This is a genomic window from Melaminivora jejuensis, from assembly GCF_017811175.1.
GTDB lineage: Bacteria > Pseudomonadota > Gammaproteobacteria > Burkholderiales > Burkholderiaceae_C > Melaminivora > Melaminivora jejuensis.
In genome coordinates this window covers 959,209-977,691 of the sequence record NZ_JACWIJ010000002.1, presented here as the reverse complement: position 1 = coordinate 977,691, position 18,483 = coordinate 959,209, and the positions used below count along the sequence as shown (strand labels likewise).

General features: G+C 66.4%; 17 protein-coding genes. 6 read left to right on the top strand and 11 right to left on the bottom strand.

Annotated features, from left to right (window positions below; translation table 11 throughout):
- Nucleotides 1-38: 38 nt before the first annotated feature.
- Entirely contained in the window at nt 39-1,874 is a 1,836-nt protein-coding gene (locus IDM45_RS04810; RefSeq protein WP_209424002.1) for an ABC transporter ATP-binding protein, read from the top strand.
- Here IDM45_RS04810 and IDM45_RS04805 read toward each other — a convergent pair.
- The gene (locus IDM45_RS04805) at nt 1,852-3,432 is read right to left on the bottom strand and encodes a BCCT family transporter (RefSeq protein ID WP_209421855.1); all 1,581 of its coding nucleotides are present in this window, start codon (nt 3,430-3,432) and stop codon (nt 1,852-1,854) included. The two genes, IDM45_RS04810 and IDM45_RS04805, sit on opposite strands and share 23 nt — an antisense overlap.
- 101 nt (nt 3,433-3,533) lie before the next feature.
- Complete coding sequence (msrA, locus tag IDM45_RS04800) at nt 3,534-4,085, bottom strand: peptide-methionine (S)-S-oxide reductase MsrA (RefSeq protein WP_209421854.1); 552 nt, start codon at nt 4,083-4,085, stop codon at nt 3,534-3,536.
- 174 nt (nt 4,086-4,259) lie between these two features.
- Between msrA and IDM45_RS04795 the strand changes: the two genes are divergently transcribed.
- Both IDM45_RS04795 and IDM45_RS04790 read left to right on the top strand, forming a co-directional pair.
- Complete coding sequence (locus tag IDM45_RS04795) at nt 4,260-4,970, top strand: protein-L-isoaspartate O-methyltransferase family protein (RefSeq protein ID WP_209421853.1); 711 nt, start codon at nt 4,260-4,262, stop codon at nt 4,968-4,970.
- Between the two features lie 21 nt (nt 4,971-4,991).
- Entirely contained in the window at nt 4,992-5,333 is a 342-nt protein-coding gene (locus IDM45_RS04790; protein WP_209421852.1) for a rhodanese-like domain-containing protein, read from the top strand.
- Here IDM45_RS04790 and IDM45_RS04785 read toward each other — a convergent pair.
- From IDM45_RS04785 to IDM45_RS04765, 5 genes are all read right to left on the bottom strand, one after another.
- Nucleotides 5,327-5,821: a CBS domain-containing protein gene (locus IDM45_RS04785; protein ID WP_232653423.1), complete on the bottom strand. Its 495-nt coding sequence runs from the start codon at nt 5,819-5,821 to the stop codon at nt 5,327-5,329. The two genes, IDM45_RS04790 and IDM45_RS04785, sit on opposite strands and share 7 nt — an antisense overlap.
- Nucleotides 5,822-5,889: 68 nt before the next feature.
- Nucleotides 5,890-7,224: a phosphoglucosamine mutase gene (glmM, locus tag IDM45_RS04780; protein WP_209421851.1), complete on the bottom strand. Its 1,335-nt coding sequence runs from the start codon at nt 7,222-7,224 to the stop codon at nt 5,890-5,892.
- Between the two features lie 142 nt (nt 7,225-7,366).
- A complete protein-coding gene (gene folP / locus IDM45_RS04775) occupies nt 7,367-8,200 on the bottom strand; it encodes a dihydropteroate synthase (RefSeq protein WP_209421850.1) in 834 nt (277 codons plus the stop codon).
- A 107-nt stretch (nt 8,201-8,307) separates the two neighbouring features.
- A complete protein-coding gene (gene ftsH, locus IDM45_RS04770; RefSeq protein WP_209421849.1) occupies nt 8,308-10,224 on the bottom strand; it encodes an ATP-dependent zinc metalloprotease FtsH in 1,917 nt (638 codons plus the stop codon).
- Nucleotides 10,225-10,377: 153 nt separating this feature from the next.
- Nucleotides 10,378-11,052, bottom strand: a complete 675-nt coding sequence (locus tag IDM45_RS04765) for an RlmE family RNA methyltransferase (RefSeq protein ID WP_233457472.1) — start codon at nt 11,050-11,052, stop codon at nt 10,378-10,380.
- A gap of 21 nt (nt 11,053-11,073) precedes the next feature.
- Here IDM45_RS04765 and IDM45_RS04760 point away from each other — a divergent pair, with 21 nt between their 5' ends.
- Together IDM45_RS04760 and IDM45_RS04755 are read left to right on the top strand one after the other, a co-directional pair.
- Complete coding sequence (locus tag IDM45_RS04760) at nt 11,074-11,544, top strand: YhbY family RNA-binding protein (protein WP_209421848.1); 471 nt, start codon at nt 11,074-11,076, stop codon at nt 11,542-11,544.
- 26 nt (nt 11,545-11,570) lie between these two features.
- Nucleotides 11,571-12,314: a glycosyltransferase gene (locus tag IDM45_RS04755; RefSeq protein ID WP_209421847.1), complete on the top strand. Its 744-nt coding sequence runs from the start codon at nt 11,571-11,573 to the stop codon at nt 12,312-12,314.
- A gap of 85 nt (nt 12,315-12,399) precedes the next feature.
- On the opposite strand, the gene IDM45_RS04750 is transcribed toward IDM45_RS04755, so the two are convergent.
- On the bottom strand, nt 12,400-12,837 hold the full coding sequence (locus IDM45_RS04750) for a DUF4149 domain-containing protein (protein ID WP_209421846.1): 438 nt from the start codon (nt 12,835-12,837) through the stop codon (nt 12,400-12,402).
- Nucleotides 12,837-13,313 (bottom strand): transcription elongation factor GreA, encoded by a 477-nt coding sequence (greA, locus tag IDM45_RS04745; RefSeq protein ID WP_209421845.1) that lies wholly within the window; start codon nt 13,311-13,313, stop codon nt 12,837-12,839. The genes IDM45_RS04750 and greA overlap by 1 nt, the downstream gene beginning before the upstream one ends.
- A gap of 138 nt (nt 13,314-13,451) precedes the next feature.
- On the opposite strand from greA, the gene IDM45_RS04740 reads away from it, so the two are divergent.
- Nucleotides 13,452-14,156 (top strand): carbonic anhydrase family protein, encoded by a 705-nt coding sequence (locus IDM45_RS04740; protein ID WP_209421844.1) that lies wholly within the window; start codon nt 13,452-13,454, stop codon nt 14,154-14,156.
- A gap of 128 nt (nt 14,157-14,284) precedes the next feature.
- Here IDM45_RS04740 and IDM45_RS04735 read toward each other — a convergent pair.
- Both IDM45_RS04735 and carB read right to left on the bottom strand, forming a co-directional pair.
- Nucleotides 14,285-15,149, bottom strand: a protein-coding gene (locus tag IDM45_RS04735; RefSeq protein WP_209421843.1) for an IS5 family transposase whose coding sequence is annotated in 2 segments (ribosomal slippage) — nt 14,285-14,732 and nt 14,731-15,149 — 867 coding nt in all. Because the reading frame shifts where the segments join, the coding sequence is not laid out codon by codon here.
- Between the two features lie 67 nt (nt 15,150-15,216).
- Nucleotides 15,217-18,459: a carbamoyl-phosphate synthase large subunit gene (gene carB, locus IDM45_RS04730; protein WP_209421842.1), complete on the bottom strand. Its 3,243-nt coding sequence runs from the start codon at nt 18,457-18,459 to the stop codon at nt 15,217-15,219.
- Between the last annotated feature and the right edge of the window lie 24 nt (nt 18,460-18,483).

Sequence of the window (18,483 nt, the reverse complement as noted above, 5' to 3'; positions counted from 1 at the left end):
ATGCTGGGTGGTTCCTCGTCCTTTATCGCAAGCCTGTGCTGTTTCGTTTCTTTGAAAACCGTATAGCGCCCTACCCCGGCGCAGAGCCCGAGCCGCCACCGCAAGGCTTTTTCGCCTTCGTCTGGCGCTGCACCCAGGGGATGCGCGGCTGGATCGCGCTGCTGACCTGCACCTCCGCCCTGCTGGCGGTGTATGAGGCACTGCTGTTTGCCATCCTGGGCCGGGTGGTGGACTGGCTGTCGTCCATCTCGCCCCTTGATTTCTGGCAAGCGCAGCGCTCCACGGTGCTGGCGATTGCCGCCGTGCTGCTGTCCAGCACCGCGCTGCTGGCGCTGCACACCACTGTCATGCACCAGGTGCTGGCCATCAACTTCCCGATGCGCCTGCGCTGGCTGTTCCACCGGCTGATGCTGGGCCAGAGCATGGCCTTCTATGCCGACGAGTTCGCCGGGCGCATCACCACCAAGATCATGCAGACGGCGCTGTCGGTGCGCGAAGTGGTCTTCATGGTGGTGGACGTGCTGGTGGGGGTCAGCGTGTACATGATCGGCATCCTGGTGCTGGCGGCCAGCTTCGAGTGGCGGCTGATGCTGCCCTTTGCCCTGTGGCTGATCGGCTACGGCGCGGCGTGCTGGTACTTCGTGCCGCGCCTGGGAGCCATCGGCAAGGCACAGGCCGATGCGCGCTCCATGATGACCGGGCGGGTGACCGACGCCTACACCAACATCGCCACCGTCAAGCTGTTCGCCCACACCCGGCGCGAGGCCGAATACGCACGCAATGCCATGGAGGCCTTCAAGGCCACGGGCTACACGCAGATGCGCCTGGTCAGCCGCTTCGAGATCGTCAACCACCTGATGATCACGCTGCTGCTGCTGGGCTCGGGCGGCACGGCGCTGTGGCTGTGGAGCCAGGGACAGGCCAGCGCCGGCGTGGTGGCGGCGGTGCTGGCCATGGCGCTGCGGCTGATGGGCTACTCGCACTGGATCATGTGGCAGATGACCGGCCTGTTCGAGAACGTGGGCACCATCCAGGATGGCATCGTGACGCTGACGCGCCCGCGCAGTATCGTGGACGGCGCCGATGCCCAGCCCCTGGTGGTCACGCACGGCGGGATCGTCTTCGACGATGTGAGCTTTGCCTACAAGGACGGCGGGCGTCAGGTCATCGACCATCTGCAGCTGACCATCCGCCCGGGCGAGCGCATCGGCCTGATCGGGCGCTCGGGCGCGGGCAAGTCCACGCTGGTCAATCTGCTGCTGCGCCTGTCGGACGTGGGCAGCGGGCGCATCCTGATCGACGGGCAGGACATTCGCCATGTCACCCAGGACAGCCTGCGCGGGGCCATTGGCATGGTCACGCAGGACACGTCGCTCTTGCACCGCTCCATGCGCGAGAACATCCTGTATGGCCGCCCCGATGCCAGCGAGGAGCAAATGCGTGCCGCAGCCGCACAGGCCGAGGCTGCGGATTTCATCGCCCAGCTGACCGACAGCCTAGGCCGCAGCGGCTACGACGCCCAGGTGGGCGAGCGCGGCGTGAAACTCTCGGGCGGCCAGCGCCAGCGCGTGGCCATTGCCCGGGTGCTGCTGAAAGACGCGCCCATCCTGCTGCTGGACGAGGCCACCAGCGCGCTGGACAGCGAGGTCGAGGTGGCCATTCAGCGCAGCCTGGATGCGCTGATGCAGGGCAAGACGGTGATTGCCATCGCCCACCGCCTGTCCACGATAGCCGCCATGGATCGCCTGATCGTCATGCACGAAGGCCGCATTGCCGAGCAGGGCACACACGCCGAGCTGCTGGCGCGCGGCGGCATCTATGCGCGCCTGTGGGCGCACCAAAGCGGCGGCTTCATGGGAGCTGATCCGGATTGAGGTTGCCGCCCTCGCGATCCTCGCGCTGCGCCTCGCGCTCGCGTGCCATCCACAGCTCCACGATGCGGCGCCGGCGCAGGGCGCGGCGGCGCAGCCGGGTGTCCTCGCCGTCAAGCTCGCGATAGACGCTGACCATGACCAACGCCATCAGCACGGCAAAGGGCAGCGCGGCGATAGTGATCAGTGCCTGCAGGGCATCAAGCCCGCCGGCGAGCAGCAGCACGCCGGCGATCAGCGCCACGGCCACGCCCCAGGCGATGCGCTTGGACAGGGGTGGATCGCCCGCCTCGGCAGTGGACATGCTGGCCAGCACCAGCACCGCCGAGTCCGCCGAGGTGACGAAGAAGATGATCAAGAGCAGCAGCGCCACCAGCGCCAGCACGCTGGAGCCGGGCAGGCTGTCGAACAGCGCGAATAGCACGGTTTGGTAGCCATTGGCCAGGGCCTGCAGCAGATCAACCTTGCCGAAGATCTGCGCCTGCAGCGCCGCCCCGCCAAAGACCGAGAACCACACGAAGCCCAGCAGGCTGGGCGCCAGCACCACACCGACCACGAACTCGCGCACCGTGCGGCCCTTGGAGACGCGGGCGATGAAGGCGCCGACGAAGGGCGCCCAGGCGATCCACCAGGCCCAATAAAAGACCGTCCAGTCGCGCACCCAGGTGCTGTCGGAAAACGGCGACAGGCGCAGGCTCATCACCACCAGCTGGTTGATGTAGGCGCCCAGCGTGGTGGTGAAGGTATCCAGGATGAAGCCGGTGGGGCCGATGACCAGCACTGTCAGCATCAGCAGCCCGGCCAGGATCAGATTGAAGTTGGACAGCCACTTGATGCCGCGCTCCACCCCGCTGGTGCTGGACGCCATGTACAGCACGAAGGCCACGGCGATGATGACCAGCTGCGTCGTGGTGGTGGCCGGCAGGCCGAACACGCGCTCCAGGCCGGCTGCGATCTGGATGGTGCCGAAGCCCAGCGTGGTGGCCACGCCGATGGCCGTGGCCACCACGGCGGCGATGTTGACCGCGTGGCCCAGCGCACCACTGTGGTGGCGGCCAATGACTGGCTCCAGCATGTCGCTGATCAGGCCGCGCCCGCTGCGGTTGTACTGGAACCAGGCCATGGCCAGGCCCACCAGGGCGTAGATGGCCCACGGGTGCAGGCCCCAGTGAAAAAAGGCATAGCGCATGGCCGCGCGTGCGGCCAGCGAGCTTTGCGGCTCCAACCCCTCGGGCGGCTTCATGAAGTGCGAAACCGGCTCGGCCGCACCCCAGAAGACCAGGCCGATGCCCATGCCGGCGGCAAACAGCATGGACAGCCAGCTCATCTGGGAAAACTCCGGCTCGGCATCCTCGCCGCCGATGCGCAGCCGGCCAAAGCGACCGAAGGCCAGGTACAGCAGAAACAGCAGCGCCAGGAACACGATCAAAAGATACATCCAGCCGGCACCGCGCACCACCTGGGCCAGAGTGGACTGCATGACATCGTTGAACGGCCCAGGCATCAGGCCGGCCAGCAGCACCAGCGCGGCGACGATGGCAATGGAGATGCGAAAGACCATGGACAGCTCTCCTTCAGGCGTCAGGCATCGCCTGGGTGTGGGTGCAGGTGTGAAGGGGTCGCAAGCGGGGCGGCTGGGTTGGAGGAAAGGCCGCGCCTGCCTCAGCCATGCGGCTTGAGGTAGCGCTGGAAGGTCTTGCGGAATTTCTCGACCTTGGGCGCGATGACCATGGCGCAGTAACCCTGTTGCGGATTGCGCTCGTAGTACCTGCTGTGGTAGTCCTCGGCAGGCCAGAAATGCGCCAGCGGCTGCAGCTCGGTCACGATGGGCGCGCCGAAAGTCCCGTCGCGCTCCATCTGGCGCAGCATGTCCTGGGCCACTTCGCGGTGCGTCGGGTCGCTCCAGTAGATGCCGCTGCGGTACTGCGTGCCCACGTCGTTGCCCTGGCGGTCGAGCGTGGTCGGGTCGTGCGTGGCAAAGAAGATTTCCAGGATCTCGCGCACGTCGATCTCCTCGGGATCGAAGCTGATGCGCACGGCCTCCGCATGTCCCGTGCGCCCGGTGCATACCTGCTCGTAGGTCGGATCGGGCATCTGGCCGTTGACGTAGCCGCTTTGCACGCCGGTCACGCCACGCACGCGCGTGAACACGGCTTCGGTACACCAGAAGCAGCCACCAGCCAGGGTGATGGTTTGGGTTTGCAGAGAGGACATGGCGTGGAGGGAGGGGGAAATTGTGACGACTTGCGCATGATGGGCAACGAATTGCATCCTGGCTGCAGGACAAAGGCGCAAGTTGCTGCGGCAGGGAGGCGCTGCCGGGGCAGCCTAAAATCGCGGGTTTGTCCTTGTCCGTCGCCCCAGGCGCCTGTCTTTTCGGAGTTTTGCATGAACCTGCCCTTGAACACGTTTGCCGACGTTCACGATGCGACCGCGCAGGCGCGCTTCAACATGATCGAGCAGCAGATCCGCCCCTGGAACGTGCTGGACGAGCGAGTGCTGGAGACTCTGGCCATGGTGCGCCGCGAGGATTTCGTGCCGCCGGCCTTCCAGGGCATGGCCTTTGCCGATGTGGAAATCCCCCTCAGCCATCCGGTCGAGACCGCCGAGCGCCTGGGCCAGATGATGCTGGCGCCGCGCATCGACGCCCGCACGCTGCAGGAGCTGCAATTGCGCCCGACCGACCGGGTGCTGGAGATCGGCGCCGGCTCGGGGTACATGGCGGCGCTGCTGGCGCACCAAGCCGAGCATGTGGTGTCGCTGGAGCTGGTGCCCGAACTGGTCGAGTTCGCCCGCGAGAACCTGCGCAGCGCCGGCGTGCTGAACGCCGACGTGCGCCAGGCCGATGGCGCACGCGACCCCATCAACGACGGGCCATTCGATGTCATCGTGCTCAGTGGCTCGGTGGCCGAGATCCCGCATCGCCTGCTGGGCCTGCTGCGCGACGGTGGCCGCCTGAGCGCCATCGTCGGCCTGGAGCCCATGATGCGCGCCACCATCGTGCGCCGCGCTGGCGACCGCTTCGAGACCAGCCAGCCCTGGGATGCCATCGTGCCCCGGCTGCGCCATTTTGGCGAGCCCTCCACCTTCCGCTTCTGAAAGCCGCCATCCGCGCCCGCCATGATCGAGCAGCTGTATCCCAACGAGGCCCTGGCCTGGCTGGCCGAGCACGCCGGGCAGCGACCGGTGCTGCTGGACGTGCGCGAGGCCTGGGAGCTGCAGCAGGCCAGCGTGGCGCCTGCTGCCAGCTTTGAATTCCTGCACATCCCCATGGGTTCGCTGGTGGCGCGCCTGCACGAACTGGATCCGCAGCGCCCAGTGGCCTGCCTGTGCCACCATGGCGCGCGCAGCCTGCGCGTGGCCATGTTCCTGGCCCAGCAGGGCTTCGGGCAGGTGGCCAACGTGGCCGGCGGCATCGACGCCTGGTCGCAGGTGTGCGATCCGGCGGTGCCACGCTACTGAACTCCAGCTGCTGAGCTCCAGCCCCGGCCCCGGCGCCTACAGCAATACGGCGCGCCCATGTGCTCGCCACCGCCGCCGAAGCGCCCGATGTCCTCCTGCGCCTCCTCCATCAGCGCGTCGATCACGTCGTCCACCGTGACGATGCCGACCATGCGCTGGTCTTCACCGACCACTGGCAGAGCCAGGAAGTTGTGCCGGCGGATGATGCGCGCCACCTCCTCGCGGTCGGCATACGGCCCGCAGGCAATGGCCGGGCGCCGGCGCAGGCTGGTCAGGGCCAGCTGCGATCCGGCGCAGACCAGCTCGCGCAGCGACACCACGAACTGCAGGTGCTGGCGCCCGTCCACGGCGTAGATGGCATAGACCGTTTCATGCTCGTGCTCGGTGGCGCGGATGTGCTCCAGCGTGCGCGCCACCGTCCAGTCCTGTGGCACCTGCACAAACTCGGTGGTCATGATGCTGCCCGCCGTGCCCTGCGGGTAGGCCATCAGCCGCATGATCGAAGTGCGCGACGCCGGGCCGAGCAGCTGCAGGGCGCCCTGGCTCCCTCGACCCTTCAATCGGCGCGCGCCGCCTCGGCCAGCAGCCGGGCGCAGCGGCCGGCCTGGTCGGCATCGCGCGCCTCGACCATGACGCGCAGCAGCGGCTCGGTGCCGCTGGCGCGCACCAGCACCCGGCCCTGGCCAGCCAGCTCCTGCTCGACGGCGCGCGTCGCCTGGGCCAGCCGGGCGTTGGCGCGCCAGTCCTGCCCGGGCGCCAGCCGGATATTGATCAGCTCCTGCGGAAACAGCTGCACCTGGGCCAGTAGCGCGCTCAGGCTCTGGCCGCTGCGCACGCAGGCCTGCAGCACCTGCAGCGCGCTGACCAGGCCGTCGCCCGTGGTGTGGCGATCCAGCGCCAGCAGGTGGCCCGAACCTTCGCCGCCTAGCAGCCAGCGCCGGCGCATCAGCTCCTCCAGCACATGGCGATCGCCCACCTTGGCGCGCACGAACTGCACGCCCTGCTGCTGCAGCGCCAACTCCACCGCCATGTTGGTCATGAGCGTGCCGACCACGCCGGGCACGCTCTCCTGGCGCGCCAGGCGGTCGGCGGCCAGCAGGTACAGCAGCTCGTCGCCGTTGTACAGGCGCCCGCTGGCGTCCACCATCTGCAGCCGGTCGGCGTCGCCGTCCAGGGCAATGCCGAAGTCGGCGCGGTTGGCGCGCACCGTACGCACCAGGGCATCGGGGTGCGTGGCGCCGACCTCGTGGTTGATGTTCATGCCGTCGGGCGCGCAGCCGATGGCGATAACGTCGGCGCCCAGCTCGTGGAAGACCTTGGGCGCGATGTGGTAGGCCGCGCCGTGGGCGGCATCGACCACGATGCGCAGGCCGCGCAGCGTCAGGTCGTGGTCGAAGGTGCTCTTGCAGAACTCGATGTAGCGCCCGGCGGCGTCATCGAGCCGCCGCGCGCGGCCCAGCGTGGCCGAATCGGCCCAGGCAGGCGGCTGCTGCAGGGCGGCCTCGACCTCGCCCTCCCAGGCATCGGGCAGCTTGCAGCCCTGGGCGCTGAAGAATTTGATGCCATTGTCCGGGTAGGGGTTGTGGCTGGCGCTGATGACCACGCCCAGGCTGGCGCGCTGCGTGCGTGTCAGGTAGGCCACACCGGGCGTGGGCAGCGGCCCCAGCAGTACCACGTCGGCGCCGGCGGAGTTCAGGCCCGATTCGAGCGCGCTCTCCAGCATGTAGCCGGAGATGCGCGTGTCCTTGCCGATCAGCACCGTCGGGCGCTCCTCGCTGCGGCGCAGCACCCGGCCCACGGCATGGCCCAGGCGCAGCACGAAATCAGGAGTGATGGGCGCCTGGCCCACCGTGCCGCGAATGCCGTCGGTGCCGAAATAAGTGCGTGTCATGGAGCGTCCGGGTGAGTATTCGGGTGGTTGTTCAGAGGGTTTTCGGGGGTCTGCTGAACTTCGTTTTTGATAGCTGCCAGCGCTTGCCAGGCAAGGCTTTGAGGCCGATTTGACCAAAATTCTTGCCTGAAAATGCCTGCCATCAGGCACGCTGCGCATCCATGGCCTGCCATACGGCCAGCGCCGCCACGGTTTCGCGCACATCATGTACGCGCACGATGCGCGCGCCCTGCTCCACCGCCAGCACGGCGGCGACGACGCTGGGCACCAGGCGCTCAGCCACGGCCAGCCCGGTCACGCTGCCCAGCGAGGACTTGCGCGACCAGCCGGCCAGCAGCGGCCAGCCGGCGGCCAGCAGCGCGTGCTGGCGCGCCAGCAGGGCGAAGTTCTGCTCCACGGTCTTGCCAAAGCCAATGCCATAGTCCAGCACGATGCGGGCCTTTTGCACGCCCAGGCCTTGCAGGGCAAGCGCACGCTGCTGCAGAAATTGCAGCACCTGAGACACGGCATCGCCGCTCATGGGAGTCGCCTGCATGGTCTGCGGCTGGCCGTGCATGTGCATCAGGCAGACGCCGCAGCGCCCATGCCGCGCCACCACCTCGGCGCTGCCTGGCAGGCGTAGCGCCTGGATGTCGTTGATGATGTCGGCGCCCAGATCCAGCACGGCCTGCATGACCTCGGCCTTGCAGGTATCGACGGAGACCGGCACGCCCAGGCGCACGGCCTCCTGCACGATGGGCAGCACGCGTGCCAGCTCTTCATGCAGCGGCACCGGCGGGCTGCCCGGGCGGGTGGACTCGCCGCCGATATCCAGGATGTCGGCACCCTCTTGGAGCAATTGCTCGCAGCGCCGCAGGGCGGCATGGGCATCGGATAGCCGGCCCCCGTCGGAAAACGAATCCGGCGTGGCGTTGACGATGCCCATGACGCGCGGACGCGCCAGATCCACGGCGAAGCGGGTGGTCTGCCAGAGCATGAAAGAAAAAGGGAGAAAGGGAAAAGGAAAAGTAAAAACCGGCCTGCAGGGCGTGAAAAACGGGGCGCTTGGCCCCGTTTGTCATTTCAGCCCTGCGGCGCAGTATGTCAGGCCGCCGTGGGGGCCGGATCCGGCTTGACTGCCGGCGTGCCGCCCGAATCGTCGCCGCCGGAGGGCGGGCGGCGCGGCGTCCAGTCCTTGGGCGGGCGCGGCTCGCGCCCGGCCATGATGTCGTCGAGCTGCTCGGCGTCGATGGTCTCCCACTCCAGCATGGCGCGGGCCATGGCGTGCATCTTGTCCTGGTTGTCCTCGATCAGGCTGCGCGCCAGGGTGTACTGCTCGTCGATGATGCGGCGCACCTCGGCATCCACCTTTTGCATGGTTTCCTCGGAGATGTTGGTGGTCTTGGTGACCGAACGGCCCAGGAAGACCTCGCCCTCGTTCTCCGCATAGACCATGGGGCCGAGCGCTTCGCTCATGCCGTAGCGCATGACCATGTCGCGGGCGATCGACGTGGCGCGCTCGAAGTCGTTGCTGGCGCCGGTGGTCATCTGGTTCATGAAAACCTCTTCGGCGATGCGGCCGCCGAACAGCATGGCGATCTGGTTCAGCATGTACTCCTTGTCGTAGGAGTAGCGATCCTTCTCGGGCAGGCTCATGGTCACGCCCAGGGCGCGCCCGCGCGGGATGATGGTGACCTTGTGTACCGGGTCGCACTTCGGTAAAAGCTTGCCGATCAGTGCGTGGCCGGCCTCGTGGTAGGCGGTGTTGCGCCGCTCCTCCTCGGGCATGACCATGGACTTGCGCTCCGGCCCCATGATGATCTTGTCCTTGGCGCGCTCGAAGTCCTGCATCTCGACCACGCGGGCGTTGCGCCGCGCGGCCATCAGGGCAGCCTCGTTGCACAGGTTGGCCAGATCGGCGCCACTCATGCCGGGTGTGCCACGTGCGATCACCGCCGGGTTCACGTCCTGGCCAGCGGGAATCTTGCGCATGTGGACGTTCAGGATCTGCTCACGGCCCCGGATGTCGGGTAGCGTGACATAGACCTGGCGGTCGAAACGGCCCGGGCGCAAGAGGGCCGCGTCCAGGATGTCGGGCCGGTTGGTGGCAGCCACGACGATCACGCCCAGGTTGGTCTCGAAGCCGTCCATCTCGACCAGCATCTGGTTGAGCGTCTGCTCGCGCTCGTCGTTGCCGCCGCCCAGGCCTGCGCCACGCTGGCGACCCACGGCGTCGATTTCGTCGATGAAGATGATGCAGGGCGAGTTCTTCTTGGCGTTCTCGAACATGTCGCGCACGCGCGCCGCGCCCACGCCGACGAACATTTCCACAAAGTCGGAGCCGGAAATGCTGAAGAACGGCACCTTGGCCTCGCCGGCGATGGACTTGGCCAGCAGCGTCTTGCCAGTGCCGGGCGGGCCGACCAGCAGCAGGCCGCGCGGGATGCGCCCGCCGAGCTTCTGGAACTTGTTGGGGTCTTTCAGGAAGTCCACGACCTCCTTGACTTCCTCCTTGGCCTCGTCGCAGCCGGCTACGTCGGCAAAGGTGACGGTGTTGTTGTTCTCGTCGAGCATCCGCGCCTTGGACTTGCCGAAGCTGAAGGCGCCGCCCTTGCCGCCGCCCTGCATCTGACGCATGAAATAGACCCACACGCCGATCAGGAGCAGCATCGGCCCCCAGCTGACCAGCAGCGTCATGAGCAATGAGCCTTCCTCGCGCGGCTTGACATCGAACTTGACGTTGTTGTTGATCAGGTCGCCCACCAGGCCGCGATCCAGGTAGGTGGCGGTAGTGCGCACGCGGCGGTCGTCGTTGGTGATGGCGACGATCTCGGTGCCGCCCGGGCCTTCCTGGATGGTGGCGCTCCTGATGCGCCCATTGCGCACGTCTTCCAGGAAGGCCGAGTAGCCCACCGTGCCGGCGCCCATGCCGGCGCGGGTGTCAAACTGCTTGAACACCGTGAACAGCACCATGGCGATGACCAGCCAGACGGCGACTTTGGAAAACCACTGATTGTTCAAGCTGAACTCCAGAGACTGAAAAAAAATGGGCCGGCTACCTGGTTTCAGGCAGGCCGTCCTAGAGGCACGTGGGGCGGATTTTAGGCCTTTCAACCCTTGCCGATGGCCCATTAACCCCGCGCCAGGCCATGGACTAGGGCCGGTGCGGCGCTCTCAGCCTCCTGGCTTGAGGCGCATTCCGACCAGAAAGGTTTCCGCCGAACGGTCGCGCGAGGCCTTGGGCTTGATGGTCTTGACTAGCTGGAAAGTGTCCCGGAACAGCTGCACCAGGGCATCGTAGCCACTGCCGTGGAACAGCTTGACCACCAGCGCGCCTTCGGGTTTGAGTTGCTGGCGGGCAAAGTCCACCGCCAGCTCGATCAGGTGCGCGATGCGCGCATCGTCGGCCGAGGCGATGCCCGACAGATTGGGCGCCATATCGGAGACCACTACGTCCACCGCCCGGCCCTGCAGCGCCTGCTGCAGTTGCACCAGCACGGCGTCGTCGCGAAAGTCCCCCTGGATGAAGGCCACGCCCTCGATAGGCTCCAGAGGCAGCAGATCCAGGCCGATGATGGTGCCGTCCAGCGCTCCTGCTGCGGCCCCGGCGGGTGCCATGCGCCGGCGCAGGTACTGGCTCCAGGCCCCGGGCGCGCAGCCCAGGTCAACTACCACCTGCCCGGGCCGGATCAGCCCGAGTTGCTCGTCGATCTCCTTGAGCTTGTAGGCGGCGCGGGCGCGATAGCCGTCCTTTTGCGCCTGTCTGACCCAGGGGTCGTTGACGTGGTCGTGCAGCCACGCCTTGTTCACCTTCTTGCCTTTGCTCTGGGACTGGATCTGGGGTTTCATGCCTTGAAGAATAATATGGGGATGCCCCAAATCGAACTGACCACCGCCGAGCGGCGCGCCCACCGCGCCGACGCGCACCACCTCGATCCTGTCGTGCTGATCGGCGCCGACGGTCTGACCCCTGCCGTCCACAAGGAAATCGACGCCGCCCTGAACGCCCACGGCCTGATCAAGATCCGCGTCTTCGGCGACGACCGGGTGGCGCGCGAGGCCATGTACCAGCAACTGGCCGACGAGCTGGACGCCGCGCCGGTGCAGCACATCGGCAAGCTGCTGGTGCTGTGGCGGCCCATCCCCGAGAAAGTGCGGGCCGTCGATGAAGACCGCAAGCCTGGGCCGCGCGATGTCAAGGTGCTGAAATTCGGCCGGCCCGGCCAGCGCCCCGAGGTCAAGCAGCTGCGCGTGCTGGGTAACCAGCGCCTGACGGCCGGCGGGCAGATCAAGCGTGCCAAGCCCAAGCAGACTTCGGTGAAGAAGCGCCAGAGCGACTGAAGCGACTGAGCCTGAGAGATCAATCGATGCCTGACACGGCGGCGGCGCAGCGCCACGTCATCTGCATGAAATGGGGTCGCAAGTACGGCCCCGAGTATGTGAACCGCCTGTACGCCATGGTGCGGCGCCACCTGCGCGGGGATTTCTCCTTCGTCTGCCTGACCGATGACGCCACCGGCATCCGCCGCGAGGTGCGCTGCCTGCCCATCCCGGCGCTGGACTTGCCGCCCGGCATCCCCGAGCGCGGCTGGAACAAGCTGGCCACCTTTAGCGCCGACCTGCACGGCCTGCGCGGCACGGCGCTGTTTCTGGATGTCGATGTGGTGGTCGTGGGGGCGCTGGATGATTTTTTCACCCAGCCCGGCGAATTTCTGATCATCCACGACTACAAGCGGCCGCGCCGCATCACCGGCAACTCGTCGGTCTATCGTTTCGAGCTGGGCGCGCATCCGGATGTGCTGGAGCACTTTCGCGCGCATGTGCAAGAGGTGCGCCAGCGCTTTCGCAACGAGCAGGCCTATCTGTCGGATTTTCTGCACGCCCAGGGCAAGCTGGCCTACTGGCCGGCGCACTGGTGCCCAAGCTTCAAATACCACAGCATCCCGCGCTGGCCGCTGAACTACTGGCAGGCCCCAGGCGTGCCGCCGGGGGCGCGCATCGTCATCTTCCACGGCGAGTGCAACCCGCCCGACGCCCTGGCCGGGCGGCGCAACCGGCGCTTTCGGCACATCCAGCCAGCGACCTGGGTGGCCGAGCATTGGCGCGAATAAGGCCTGTCCCTTTGAAAGGGTATGGTGCGTTGAGCGTTTTGCGGCTTTTCGCCCCTGGCGCCAAACGCTCGACGCTCCACCTCCCTCAACGCCGGCTCAGCCTGAGCAGCACGACCAGCGCGCACAGCCACTGCGCCACATACATGAGCGTGCCCACGCTGTGCCACAGGCGCAAGTCCTGCCGGGCCACGATGCGCGGCGCCACGCCGAACTGGATGAGCAGCGCCAGCAGCATTCCGCCTACTATGAAAATAGTAGCTGACTGCGCTTGACTGGCCTGGGTTTGAGCCGGTTTTTCTTCATATTTCGGCAATGAATGCACCAGCAGCACCAGGGTGCAGGCCACGGACAGCCACATCTGCGCCGCAAACAGCTGCGCTGCCATGTTGCCGGCCATGACCGGCGTCGGCATCCTGGCGAACAGCAGCGGCACGGCCATGAAGCCGATAGCCGACAGACTGCCCCACCACAGCGCCGCCGCCAGCAGCGGCACATCGGCGCGCAGGCGAGCCAGCCAGCCCATCACCGATAGCTGACGGTGACGATCTCGTAGCAGCGCACGCCGCCGGGCGCCTGCACTTCAGCGGTGTCGCCCTCTTCCTTGCCGATCAGCGCGCGGGCAATCGGGCTGCCGACGTTGATCAGGCCCAGCTTCAGATCGGCCTCGTCCTCGCCGACGATCTGGTACTTGACCGTCTCGCCCGTATCCTCGTCCTCCAGCTCCACCGTGGCGCCGAAGACCACACGGCCACCGGCGTCCAGGCTGGCCGGGTCGATGATCTGCGCGGCGGCCAGCTTGCCTTCGACCTCGGCGATGCGGCCCTCAATGAAGCCTTGGCGATCCTTGGCGGCTTCGTATTCGGCGTTTTCGCTCAGGTCGCCCTGGGCGCGCGCCTCGGCAATGGCGGCGATGACCGCCGGACGATCCTGGGACTTCAGGCGTTGCAACTCGGCCTTGAGCAGCTCGGCGCCGCGCTTGGTGATGGGAAAGGTGGCCATGGAATGGGTGTGATGGAGGGCAAATGCGTTGTTGACGGGGCTTGAAAAAGAAGAAACCATCGGCGCTCGAACGCAGATGGTTTGCTCTATCGGCCCGATTCTAAGCCGCCCATTGGCTACCGCACCCAGGAGGAAGACATGCCAGTCCTGAACCGCCGCCAGACGCTGGGCCTTGCCAGCGCCGCCTACCTGGCCCTGCCGGGGGCCGCCTGGGCGCAGGCTGCCTGCGCCATCTCCACCGCCGCCACGCAAAGCGCCCTCACGCCCGATGCCGCACTGCGGCGGCTGCAGGAGGGCAACGCGCGCTTCGTCGCCGGCAAGCCGCTGCACTGCGACCTGCGCCAACAGGTGCGCGGCACGGCGCAGGCGCAGGCGCCCTTTGCCGCCGTGGTCGGCTGCATCGACAGCCGGGTGCCGCCCGAGCTGGTGTTCGACCAGCACATCGGCGACATCTTCGCCGCACGCGTGGCCGGCAACATCGTCAACGACGACATCCTGGGCAGCCTGGAATTTGCCACCCGCCTGGCTGGCGCCCGGCTGATCGCCGTACTGGGGCACAGCGAATGCGGCGCCGTCAAGGGCGCCATCGACGGCGCGCAGCTGGGCCATCTGACGGGGCTGCTGGCGCGCATCCGACCATCGCTGCAGCGGCTGGATTACTCGGGTGTGCCCAGCTCCAAGGACGCCGCGCTGGTGCAGCGCGTGGCCGAGCGCAATGTGCGCGACGCCGTGGCCCAGCTGGAGCAAGCTGAAGTGCTGCGCGCCCTGATCGAGCAGGGACAGCTCAGGGTGGTCGGCGCGATGCACGATGTGGCCACGGGCCGCATCGACTGGCTGGCCTGAAACGCACAGGCCGACCCCGGGCGAGGTCGGCCTGTCCGGGGACAGCCAATTATTGGCAAAAAAGCCGTTTCACCCTTGCTTGGCAAGCGCTGGCAGCTATTGAAAAAGTAGCTGCCCGCACTTAGGATTTATCCGTAAATAATATTAACGGGCAGGTGGATTTTCCGCAGCGCGATGATGGCGGCGGCGAGATGGTTGAGTGCGAGGAACGTGTGCTCCAGCTTCTCGTAGCGCACCAGTAATTTCCTGAACCGGTTGAACCAGCCATGGCAAGGCTCCACAACCCAACGGCGCGCTTTTTTCTTCGGATCACGCTTTTTGTGCTCTGCCTCGCTTTTGCGGCCCACCACATGCGGGATATAGCCGTGGGCCAGAATGATCTTCATGGCGTTCTTGCCCGGGTAGCCCGCATCAGCACATAGGTGCTTGCTGCGCCGCTGCTTGGGCGTGGGGCGTTTGACCATGCAGCAAGACAACACGGCCTCAAGTTGCGTCACGTCGTGCGCGTTCGCCCCGGTCACGACGAGCGACAACGGGACGCCACGCCCGTCCACCAGCAGGTGACGCTTGCTGCCTTTTTTTTCCCCGATCCGTCGGGTTGCGCCCCACAGCTTCCTGCGCCAAGGGCGCCTTGAACATGGCGCCGTCGATGCTCTGCCAGCGCCAGGCGATGCCTTCACAGTCGTCGTATTCGGCCAGCCCTGCCTTCCACAGGTTCTCGAAGAACCCGGCCTTGGACCACAGCATGAACTTGTGATGGATCGCGCTGGCGCTGCCAAAGCGTTCAGCCGGCAGCGCCTTCCACTGGCAGCCTGTGCGCAGCACATACATGATGGCCTCGAACACCAGCCGTGGCGGTTTTGCGGGGCGGCCCGCCCCGGCTGCGCGTTCGTAGTGCTTGCCTGGATCGCGCACTGGCTGTGGCACCAGCGGCTCTACCAGTTTCCAGAACTCGTCCGTTACCTCCCACGAATTGGCATGCGCCTTGGCCATTTATCGCTCCTTCGTCGCATCACGGGCGACTCGGGGGAATTTTAATTTACGGACAAATCCTTAGGCCTCAGGCCAGTTGCGCGTGCATTTCCTGGATCGAGATGACGCCCAGCTGATCCATGAACTTCATGCCTTCCACCGCGGCTTCGGCGCCGAAGATGGTGGTGAAGGTGGTGACTCGCGCCTGCAGCGAGCTGGTGCGGATGGCGCGCGAGTCGGCGATGGCGTTGCGGCGCTCCTCCACCGTGTTGATGACCATGGCGATCTCGCCCATTTTGATCATGTCCACGATGTGCGGCCGGCCCTCGGTGACCTTGTTGACCACCTGTACGGCAATGCCGGCCTCGGCAATGGCCGCCGCCGTACCCTTGGTGGCCAGCAGCTCGAAGCCCATGCCGGCCAACTCGCAGGCGATTGCCACGGCGCGCGGCTTGTCGGCGTTCTTCACCGTCAGGAACACCTTGCCCGACTTGGGCAGGCGCGTGCCGGCGCCAAGCTGGCTCTTGACGAAAGCCTCGCCGAAAGTCTTGCCCACGCCCATGACCTCGCCGGTGGACTTCATCTCGGGGCCGAGGATGGTGTCCACGCCAGGGAATTTCACGAAGGGGAAGACGGCCTCCTTGACGCTGAAGTACGGCGGCGTGACCTCGCGCGTCACGCCTTGCTGGGCCAGCGTCTGGCCGGCCATGCAGCGCGCCGCCACCTTGGCCAGCTGGATGCCGGTGGCCTTGGACACGAAGGGCACGGTGCGGCTGGCGCGCGGGTTGACTTCGAGCACATAGATCACGTCGCCGGCATCGGTTTCCTGGATGGCGAACTGCACGTTCATCAGGCCGACCACATTCAGGCCTTCGGCCATGGCAGCGGTCTGGCGCTTGATCTCGGCCACGGTCTCGGCCTTGAGGTAGTACGGCGGCAGCGAACAGGCCGAGTCGCCCGAATGCACGCCCGCCTGCTCGATGTGCTCCATCACGCCGCCGATGAAGACTTGGCCGGTGGCATCGCGCACGCAGTCCACGTCGCACTCGATGGCGTTGGACAGGAAGTGATCCAGCAGCACGGGCGAGTCGTTGCTGACCTTGACGGCCTCGCGCATGTAGCGCTCCAGGTCGCGCGCCTCATGCACGATCTCCATGGCGCGCCCGCCCAGCACGTAGCTGGGACGCACGACCAGCGGGTAGCCCAGGGCAGCGGCCTTGTCCATGGCCTCGGCCTCGGTGCGTGCCGTGGCGTTGGGCGGCTGGCGCAGGCCCAGCTCGCCCAGCAGCTTCTGGAAGCGCTCGCGGTCTTCGGCGGCATCAATCATGTCCGGCGTGGTGCCGATGATGGGCACGCCCTCGCGCTCCAGGCCCAGCGCCAGCTTCAGCGGCGTCTGGCCGCCGTACTGCACGATCACGCCCTCGGGCTTTTCCAGGGCGACGATCTCCAGCACGTCTTCCAGCGTCAGCGGCTCGAAGTACAGGCGATCCGAGGTGTCGTAGTCGGTGGAGACGGTCTCGGGGTTGCAGTTGACCATGATGGTCTCGTAGCCATCCTCGCGCATGGCCAGCGCGGCATGGACGCAGCAATAGTCGAACTCGATGCCCTGGCCGATGCGGTTGGGGCCGCCGCCCAGCACCATGATTTTTTTCTTGTCCGTGGGCGCGGCCTCGCACTCGTCCTCGTAGGTCGAGTACATGTAGGCAGTGTTGGTCGGGAATTCGGCAGCGCAGGTGTCCACGCGCTTGTAGACCGGGCGCACGCCAGCCGCATGGCGGGCGTCGCGCACGGCTTTTTCCTGGGTCTTGAGCAGCTTGGCCAGACGGCGGTCGGAAAAGCCCTTGCGCTTGAGTTCACGCAAGCTCGCCTTGTCCAGGCTGGCCAGCGCGCCCTCGCCCTTTTCTTCCGCGAGTTTGTCCAGCTCCAGCTCGATCTTGACGATCTGCTCGATCTGCACCAGGAACCACTTGTCGATCTTGGTGAGGTCATGCACCTCATCGACCGATAGGCCCATGGCGAAGGCGTCGCCCACATACCAGATGCGCTCGGGGCCGGGCTCGCCCAGCTCCTTTTCCAGCAGCTCGCGATCCTGGGTCTTCTCGTTCATGCCGTCCACGCCCACTTCCAGGCCGCGCAGGGCTTTCTGGAAGGATTCCTGGAACGTACGGCCCATGGCCATGACCTCGCCCACGCTCTTCATCTGCGTGGTCATGCGCGAGTCGGCGGCGGGGAATTTCTCGAAGGCAAAGCGCGGGATCTTGGTGACCACGTAGTCGATGGTCGGCTCGAACGAAGCCGGGGTGGCGCCGCCGGTGATCTCGTTCTTCAGCTCATCGAGCGTGTAGCCGATGGCCAGCTTGGCGGCAATCTTCGCGATCGGAAAACCGGTCGCCTTGGAGGCCAGCGCCGAGGAGCGGCTCACGCGCGGGTTCATTTCGATCACGATCATGCGCCCGTCCTTGGGGTTGACCGCGAACTGTACGTTGGAGCCGCCCGTGTCCACGCCGATCTCGCGCAGCACCGCAAGGCTGGCGTTGCGCATGATCTGGTATTCCTTGTCGGTGAGCGTCTGCGCCGGCGCCACGGTGATGGAGTCGCCCGTGTGTACGCCCATGGGGTCGAGGTTCTCGATGGAGCACACGATGATGCAGTTGTCCGCCTTATCGCGGATGACCTCCATCTCGAACTCCTTCCAGCCCAGCAGCGACTCTTCGATCAGCAGCTCGCTGGTGGGCGAGGCCTCCAGGCCGCGCTTGGCAATGGTTTCGAACTCTTCCGGGTTGTAGGCGATGCCGCCGCCCGTGCCGCCCAGCGTGAAACTGGGGCGGATCACGGTGGGAAAACCCACGCGCTTTTGCACGGCCCAGGCCTCGTCCATGGTGTGGGCTATCCCTGAGCGCGCGGATTCGAGGCCGATGCGCGTCATCGCGTCCTTGAATTTGAGGCGATCCTCGGCCTTGTCGATGGCCTCGGGCTTGGCGCCGATCAGCTCCACGCGGTACTTGTTGAGCACGCCGTGCTTCCACAGATCCAGCGCGCAGTTCAGCGCCGTCTGGCCGCCCATGGTCGGCAGGATGGCGTCGGGGCGCTCCTTGGCAATGATTTTTTCCACCGTCTGCCAGGTGATGGGTTCGATGTAGATGGCATCCGCCGTGGCCGGGTCGGTCATGATCGTCGCGGGGTTGCTGTTGATCAGGATGACGCGGTAGCCCTCCTCGCGCAGCGCCTTGCAGGCCTGCACGCCGGAGTAGTCGAATTCGCAGGCCTGGCCGATGACGATGGGGCCGGCGCCGATGATGAGGATGCTCTTGAGGTCTGTGCGTTTTGGCATGGTGTTGGCTGGTGGTCGGTCGCG

What these genes read in the sequence shown, in the direction of transcription:
- IDM45_RS04805 (WP_209421855.1), bottom strand. Translation starts at nt 3,432, where the DNA reads ATGGTCTTTCGCATCTCCATTGCCATCGTCGCCGCGCTGGTGCTGCTG.
- msrA (WP_209421854.1), bottom strand. Translation starts at nt 4,085, where the DNA reads ATGTCCTCTCTGCAAACCCAAACCATCACCCTGGCTGGTGGCTGCTTC.
- IDM45_RS04795 (WP_209421853.1), top strand. Translation starts at nt 4,260, where the DNA reads ATGAACCTGCCCTTGAACACGTTTGCCGACGTTCACGATGCGACCGCG.
- IDM45_RS04790 (WP_209421852.1), top strand. Translation starts at nt 4,992, where the DNA reads ATGATCGAGCAGCTGTATCCCAACGAGGCCCTGGCCTGGCTGGCCGAG.
- IDM45_RS04785 (WP_232653423.1), bottom strand. Translation starts at nt 5,821, where the DNA reads ATGGCCTACCCGCAGGGCACGGCGGGCAGCATCATGACCACCGAGTTT.
- glmM (WP_209421851.1), bottom strand. Translation starts at nt 7,224, where the DNA reads ATGACACGCACTTATTTCGGCACCGACGGCATTCGCGGCACGGTGGGC.
- folP (WP_209421850.1), bottom strand. Translation starts at nt 8,200, where the DNA reads ATGCTCTGGCAGACCACCCGCTTCGCCGTGGATCTGGCGCGTCCGCGC.
- IDM45_RS04765 (WP_233457472.1), bottom strand. Translation starts at nt 11,052, where the DNA reads ATGAAACCCCAGATCCAGTCCCAGAGCAAAGGCAAGAAGGTGAACAAG.
- IDM45_RS04760 (WP_209421848.1), top strand. Translation starts at nt 11,074, where the DNA reads ATGCCCCAAATCGAACTGACCACCGCCGAGCGGCGCGCCCACCGCGCC.
- IDM45_RS04755 (WP_209421847.1), top strand. Translation starts at nt 11,571, where the DNA reads ATGCCTGACACGGCGGCGGCGCAGCGCCACGTCATCTGCATGAAATGG.
- IDM45_RS04750 (WP_209421846.1), bottom strand. Translation starts at nt 12,837, where the DNA reads ATGGGCTGGCTGGCTCGCCTGCGCGCCGATGTGCCGCTGCTGGCGGCG.
- greA (WP_209421845.1), bottom strand. Translation starts at nt 13,313, where the DNA reads ATGGCCACCTTTCCCATCACCAAGCGCGGCGCCGAGCTGCTCAAGGCC.
- IDM45_RS04740 (WP_209421844.1), top strand. Translation starts at nt 13,452, where the DNA reads ATGCCAGTCCTGAACCGCCGCCAGACGCTGGGCCTTGCCAGCGCCGCC.
- carB (WP_209421842.1), bottom strand. Translation starts at nt 18,459, where the DNA reads ATGCCAAAACGCACAGACCTCAAGAGCATCCTCATCATCGGCGCCGGC.